The organism is Streptomyces sp. S6 (assembly GCF_054880855.1).
On sequence record NZ_JBTYMC010000392.1, the window covers coordinates 1 to 5,376 of the forward strand.

Below are 5,376 nucleotides of genomic sequence, written 5' to 3' on the forward strand. Positions count from 1 at the left end.
CTCATCCATCCGGCATTCACAGCCGGGCGGACGGGGTATCAACTAATCTGGCGTTGATTTTTGGCACGCTGTTGAGTTCTCAAGGAACGGACGCTTCCTTTGTACTCACCCGAGAGACTCTCTCAGGCTTTCCTCCAGGCAGTTTCCCTTCGATCTTGCGTTTCCGACTCTATCAGATCTTTTTCTGATCCGATTTCCTCGGCGCTTTCCAGGATTTCCCTTGCGGGCTTTTCCTTTCCGGCGGTTCCGACTTTATCAGGTTTCCCCGGCCCCCCTGACCACCGCTCTGCGCACATGCAGGAACAGGCCCTCAGAGAAAGGGGACTGACTTAGTTGGATGCCGCTCAGGTCGAGGCGCTAGATCGCGTCGCTCTTCCTCAAGCAGGGGTACGACTGTACATGCGGCGCCGGACGGCGTGCAAATCGACTAGGGTCATGACCTGGACCACTGGTCTAGACCACAGATCGGGAACTCTCGTGCGGAACCGGTACTTCATATGACATACGCTGCTGCACAGCGCGCTGCCGGAGACAGGCAGTGACGGTCCATGCACATCTCCATCTCCCCCATCCCCTGGGAGGCACTCCATGACCACCGTGACGTCCCCGCTCGCAGGACGCGCCATCGGACTGGCCGCCGTGCCCGATCCGGTCTTCTCCGGAGCCATGGTCGGTCCCGGTACCGCGATCGACCCGGTGCGTGAGCCCTCCGAGGCCGTCGCACCCGTGGACGGTGTCGTGGTCTCTCTTCACCCGCACGCGTTCGTGGTGGTCGACAGCGAGGGGCACGGTGTCCTCGTGCACCTCGGGATCGACACCGTTCAGCTCAACGGGCAGGGTTTCGAGCTGCTGGTGAACAAGGGCGACACCGTGGCGCGCGGACAGGCCGTCGTGCGGTGGAACCCGGCCGTGGTCGAAGCGGCCGGCAAGTCCCCCGTGTGCCCGGTCGTGGCGCTGGACTCCGCAGCCGACTCCCTCACCGACGTGAGCGAGGATGGCGATGTGAAGTCCGGGGACGTTCTGTTCTCCTGGCAGTGACACAGAACAGCAGTGACACAACAGCAGTGACACACCGGCTGTAGGCCGACGGCCGGTGGACAGGCACGACCATCGCGGCGGCGTGTGCCGTCGCACTATCGGAGACGGTGAGATGGAGACAACGCTGCGAGGCGTCGGGGTGAGCCACGGTGTGGCGATCGGCCAGGTACGGCACATGGGTACGGCGGTCCTGGAGCCGCCCGCCAAGCAGATCCCCGCGGAGGAGGCGGAGCGCGAGCAGGGCCGCGCCCGTCAGGCCGTCGACGCGGTGGCGGCCGATCTGACCGCGCGCGGCAACCTGGCCGGCGGCGAGGCCCAGGCGGTCCTCGAAGCCCAGGCCATGATGGCCCAGGACCCCGAGCTGATGGCCGACGTGGACCGGCGGATCGCCGTCGGCAGCACAGCCGAGCGTGCGGTGTACGACGCCTTCGCCGCGTACCGCGAGCTGCTCGCCGCTGCCGGTGAGTACCTCGCCGGGCGCGTGGCGGACCTCGACGACGTGCGGAACCGTATCGTCGCCCGGCTGCTGGGCGTGCCGATGCCCGGTGTGCCGGACAGTGACGAGCCGTATGTCCTGGTCGCCCGGGATCTGGCGCCGGCCGACACGGCGTTGCTGGATCCGGCGCTGGTGCTCGGGTTCGTGACCGAAGAGGGCGGGCCGACCAGTCACAGCGCGATCCTGGCGCGGGCCCTCGGGGTGCCGGCCGTGGTGGCGTTGCCCGGGGCCGGGGAGCTGGCCGAGGGCACGGTGATCGCGGTGGACGGCAGCAGTGGCGAGATCTTCGTGGACCCGGAGGAGGAGACGCGGGCCCGGCTGACGGCGGCTGCCGCCGAGCGGAAGGCTGCGCTGGCCGCGTCGACGGGTCCGGGGGTGACCGCCGACGGGCACAAGGTGCCGTTGCTGGCCAACGTCGGTGGCCCGGCGGACGTTCCGGCGGCTGTCGAGGCGGGGGCGGAGGGCGTCGGTCTGTTCCGTACCGAGTTCCTGTTCCTGGACGACAGCAAGAAGGCGCCGTCGGAGGAGAAGCAGGTCGAGGCGTGCCGGCAGGTGCTGGAGGCGTTTCCCGAGGGCCGGGTCGTCGTGCGCGTGCTGGACGCGGGGGCGGACAAGCCGCTGGACTTCCTGACGCCGTCCGACGAGCCGAACCCGGCGTTGGGTGTGCGGGGGCTACGGACGCTGCTGGACCATCCCGATGTGCTGCGGACGCAGCTGACGGCGTTGGCGAAGGCCGCCGAGGGGCTGCCCGTGCACCTTGAGGTGATGGCGCCGATGGTGGCGGACCGGGCGGACGCGAAGGCGTTCGCGGACGCGTGCCGGGCGGCGGGGCTGCGGGCGAAGTTCGGGGCGATGGTGGAGATCCCGTCGGCCGCGCTGCGGGCGCGTTCGATCCTCCAGGAGGTCGAGTTCCTGTCGCTCGGGACGAACGACCTGGCGCAGTACACCTTCGCGGCCGACCGTCAGGTCGGTGCGGTCTCCCGGCTCCAGGATCCGTGGCAGCCGGCGCTGCTGGATCTGGTCGCGTTGTCCGCGGAGGCGGCCAAGGCGGAGGGGAAGAGCTGTGGTGTCTGCGGTGAGGCAGCGTCGGATCCGCTGCTCGCGTGTGTGCTGACCGGTCTGGGGGTCACCTCTCTGTCGATGGGGTCGGCTTCGATTCCTTATGTGCGGGCGGCTCTGGCGAAGCACACGCTGGCGCAGTGCGAGCGGGCCGCGGCGGCGGCGCGGGCGACGGACAGTGCCGAGGAGGCGCGGGCCGCGGCTCAGGCGGTGCTGTCGGGCGAGTAGTCGGGACCTCCGGTCTCGGGTCGGTGCAGGGGCGTCCCGCCTTCGGGTGGGGCGCCCCTGTCGTTGTCCGGTGTCGTGGTCAGTGGTGGTGGGCGGTCGGGGGCAGGGGGTCGTCTCCGAGGTCGGGTGGGGCGCAGTAGTCGACGTCGGACTCGGGGGCGATGAGGTCGCCGGATTCGGCGTCGGTGCAGTAGGCGTCGAAGACCTCGGCGGCGGTGAGGGGTTCGAGGTCCTCGCCGCGCAGGCGCCAGCCGTGGACGCGGTCGCGGGTGTCGGGGGCGGTGACGCGCAGGACGAGTCCGCCGGGGCTCTGGGTGGCGATGCCGAGGGCGAGGACGGTGGTGAACTCCAGGGCCTCGGTCTCGTCGAGCCGGGTGGTGCCGTCGGGGACGGATTCGGCGTGGAGGACGGCGATGAGTGTCTCGGGGGCGGCGGAGACGCTGCACACGAGGTGGCGGTGGCCGGGTGGCGCGGTGTCGAGGACGCGGGTGAGGAGGGCCGAGGCGTGGGTGAAGGCGGCGCGGCCGATGTCCTCGCCGCAGGAGGCGCAGACGCCGAGGCGGGCGAGGAGGCTCGCGGCGTACTCCCAGGTGGCCCGGCGGACGGCTTCGTCGACGAGGGTGGGGACGAGGTCGGTGAGGGGGCCGCCGTCGTACTCCACGAGGGGGCCGGTGGCGGCGAGTTCGGCGGTGTAGCGGCTGCGGGTCTGCGGGGTGTCGGGGTCGAGGCCGTGGTCAGCGCAGTAGGCGGCGTAGTCCTGCGGGTCGAAGAGGGCGAGGCTGGTGTGGGTGCCTTCGGCCGCGCGGGTCTTGAGGACGGCCTCGATCTGGCGGAGGTAGGTGGTGTGGTCGTCGAAGGTGAAGCTGCGGTAGCGGCGCATGGCGCGGAAGTCGCGCTCGTCGGTGAGGAGGCCGATGGTGCCGGCGATCTCGCGGCGCAGGGCCCGGCGCATGGTCCGCTGGTCGGTGCTCATGGTGTTCCCCCTGTGTGCAGAGCGTTCGATCAATGCTCACTCACAGTAATCGGCGGCACTGACAATCGGGGTCGGGTGAGCCTGGCTCGTACGAGTCGGTGCTGAATTCCGCAGGTCAGGGCGATGACGGCGCCGAATGCGGTCCAGCCGAGGGGGCCGGTCGCGATGGCGGCGGTGACGGCGAGGGGGCCGATGGTGCGCTGGGCGGACTGGGCGAGGCCGTGGACGCCGAGGTAGGCGCCCTGGGCGGTGTCGGGGGCGAGGGCGACGGAGAGTTCCCAGGAGACGGTGGCGTGGAGGATCTCGGCGAGGGTGAAGGCGGTGGCCGCGGCGGTGAGGAGCAGGATCGTCCCGAGGGTGCCGCCGCCTGCCGCCAGGGCCATGGCGACGCCGCCCGCCGCGAAAGCTGCAGAGAGCGGGAGCAGGAGGGCTCGGGCGGCCTGGGTGGTGGCGCCGAAGCGGGCCATGGGGACCTGGAGGGCGACGACGAGGACGTTGTTGAGGACCATGAGCAGGGGTGCGAGGCCGTGCGGGGCGCTGTCGAGGTGGACGATCCAGAGGGGCAGGCCGACCTTGAAGACGGCGTCGTCGAGGGAGAGAACCGTTTCGGTGGCGACGTACGCGAGGTAGGTGCGGTCGCGCCAGGGGCCGCGAGTTCGGACGGCCGGCGCCGGGGTGCCGGAGGTGGCGACGGTGCGGGCCGGGGAGGGGGGTTCGCCGCAGCGGAGGGTGAGCAGGGCGACGGCGGCGAAGGAGAGGGCGTCGCCGAGGAGGAGCCAGCGGTAGGCGGCGGTGCTGCCGAGGGCTAGGCCCGCTGCCGCGGCGAGGCCTCCGATGGCCCAGCCTGCGTTGGCGACGGTGCGCTGGACAGCCTGGTAGCGGACCCGGTCGGGGCCCGCGACCCGGGCGGCGTAGAGCTTGGTGAGGACGCTGCTCGCCCGGTCGCCGAAGCCGCCGAGGGCGGTGAGCGCGAGGAGGAGGGCGAACCGGTCGGTGGTGAGGAGGCCGAAGGAGGCGACGGCGCGCAGGAGTTGGACGGCGACGAGGACCCGGGTGAGCGGGAGGCGGTCGGCGAGGAGGCCGCCGCTGGGGGCGCCGGCGATGCCGAGGGCTCCGGCGACGGCGGCGAGGGTGCCGACCTCGGCGAGGGAGAGGTGGGCGACGTAGGTGAAGTACAGGACGGAGACGGCGGCCCACAGGCCGCTGCCGATGCGGTCGACGAGGGCGATGACGACCATGCGGCGGCCGTCGGGGCCGCCGGGTATGCGGGGTTCTCCAGTGGTTTCTCGACGCGTGAGCGCCATGTTTCCCCCTTGCGCGAAGTTTTGTATTGATACATAATGTTTAATGTGGCAACACAATATGCGATCACAGGGACGACGGCCAAGGAGATTGCCGCGTCCGTCGAGCGGGGCGTGTCCGAAGGCTCCTTGGCGCCGGGGGCGGCGCTGCCTCCCGTGCGGCGGCTGGCGGACGGCCTGGGGGTGAGCCCCGGGACGGTCGCCACCGCCTACAAGGAGCTCCGCGCGCGGGGCATCGTCGTGACCCGGGGCCGTGGCGGGACGGTCGTCGCGGAGGTGCC

General features: G+C 71.0%; 6 protein-coding genes. 4 read left to right on the top strand and 2 right to left on the bottom strand.

What is annotated here, in order from left to right:
• The 3 genes from ACVNF4_RS31995 to ptsP form a co-directional block, all read left to right on the top strand.
• Positions 1-188, top strand: a 188-nt coding sequence (locus tag ACVNF4_RS31995) for a hypothetical protein (protein WP_461806377.1), incomplete at its 5' end; no start/stop codon positions are given.
• A 400-nt stretch (positions 189-588) separates the two neighbouring features.
• Positions 589-1,038, top strand: a complete 450-nt coding sequence (locus ACVNF4_RS32000) for a PTS sugar transporter subunit IIA (RefSeq protein WP_461806378.1) — start codon at positions 589-591, stop codon at positions 1,036-1,038.
• A gap of 112 nt (positions 1,039-1,150) precedes the next feature.
• A complete protein-coding gene (gene ptsP / locus ACVNF4_RS32005; RefSeq protein WP_461806379.1) occupies positions 1,151-2,821 on the top strand; it encodes a phosphoenolpyruvate--protein phosphotransferase in 1,671 nt (556 codons plus the stop codon).
• A gap of 79 nt (positions 2,822-2,900) precedes the next feature.
• On the opposite strand, the gene ACVNF4_RS32010 is transcribed toward ptsP, so the two are convergent.
• Together ACVNF4_RS32010 and ACVNF4_RS32015 are read right to left on the bottom strand one after the other, a co-directional pair.
• Positions 2,901-3,794, bottom strand: a complete 894-nt coding sequence (locus ACVNF4_RS32010; protein ID WP_461806380.1) for a hypothetical protein — start codon at positions 3,792-3,794, stop codon at positions 2,901-2,903.
• A 29-nt stretch (positions 3,795-3,823) separates the two neighbouring features.
• On the bottom strand, positions 3,824-5,098 hold the full coding sequence (locus ACVNF4_RS32015; protein WP_461806381.1) for an MFS transporter: 1,275 nt from the start codon (positions 5,096-5,098) through the stop codon (positions 3,824-3,826).
• 45 nt (positions 5,099-5,143) lie between these two features.
• Between ACVNF4_RS32015 and ACVNF4_RS32020 the strand changes: the two genes are divergently transcribed.
• Positions 5,144-5,376: GntR family transcriptional regulator (locus ACVNF4_RS32020; protein WP_461806382.1), on the top strand; the 233-nt coding region annotated here is incomplete at its 3' end.

Coding starts and splice junctions, on each gene's coding strand:
- ACVNF4_RS32000 (WP_461806378.1), top strand. CDS start 589: ATGACCACCGTGACGTCCCCGCTCGCAGGACGCGCCATCGGACTGGCC.
- ptsP (WP_461806379.1), top strand. CDS start 1,151: ATGGAGACAACGCTGCGAGGCGTCGGGGTGAGCCACGGTGTGGCGATC.
- ACVNF4_RS32010 (WP_461806380.1), bottom strand. CDS start 3,794: ATGAGCACCGACCAGCGGACCATGCGCCGGGCCCTGCGCCGCGAGATC.
- ACVNF4_RS32015 (WP_461806381.1), bottom strand. CDS start 5,098: ATGGCGCTCACGCGTCGAGAAACCACTGGAGAACCCCGCATACCCGGC.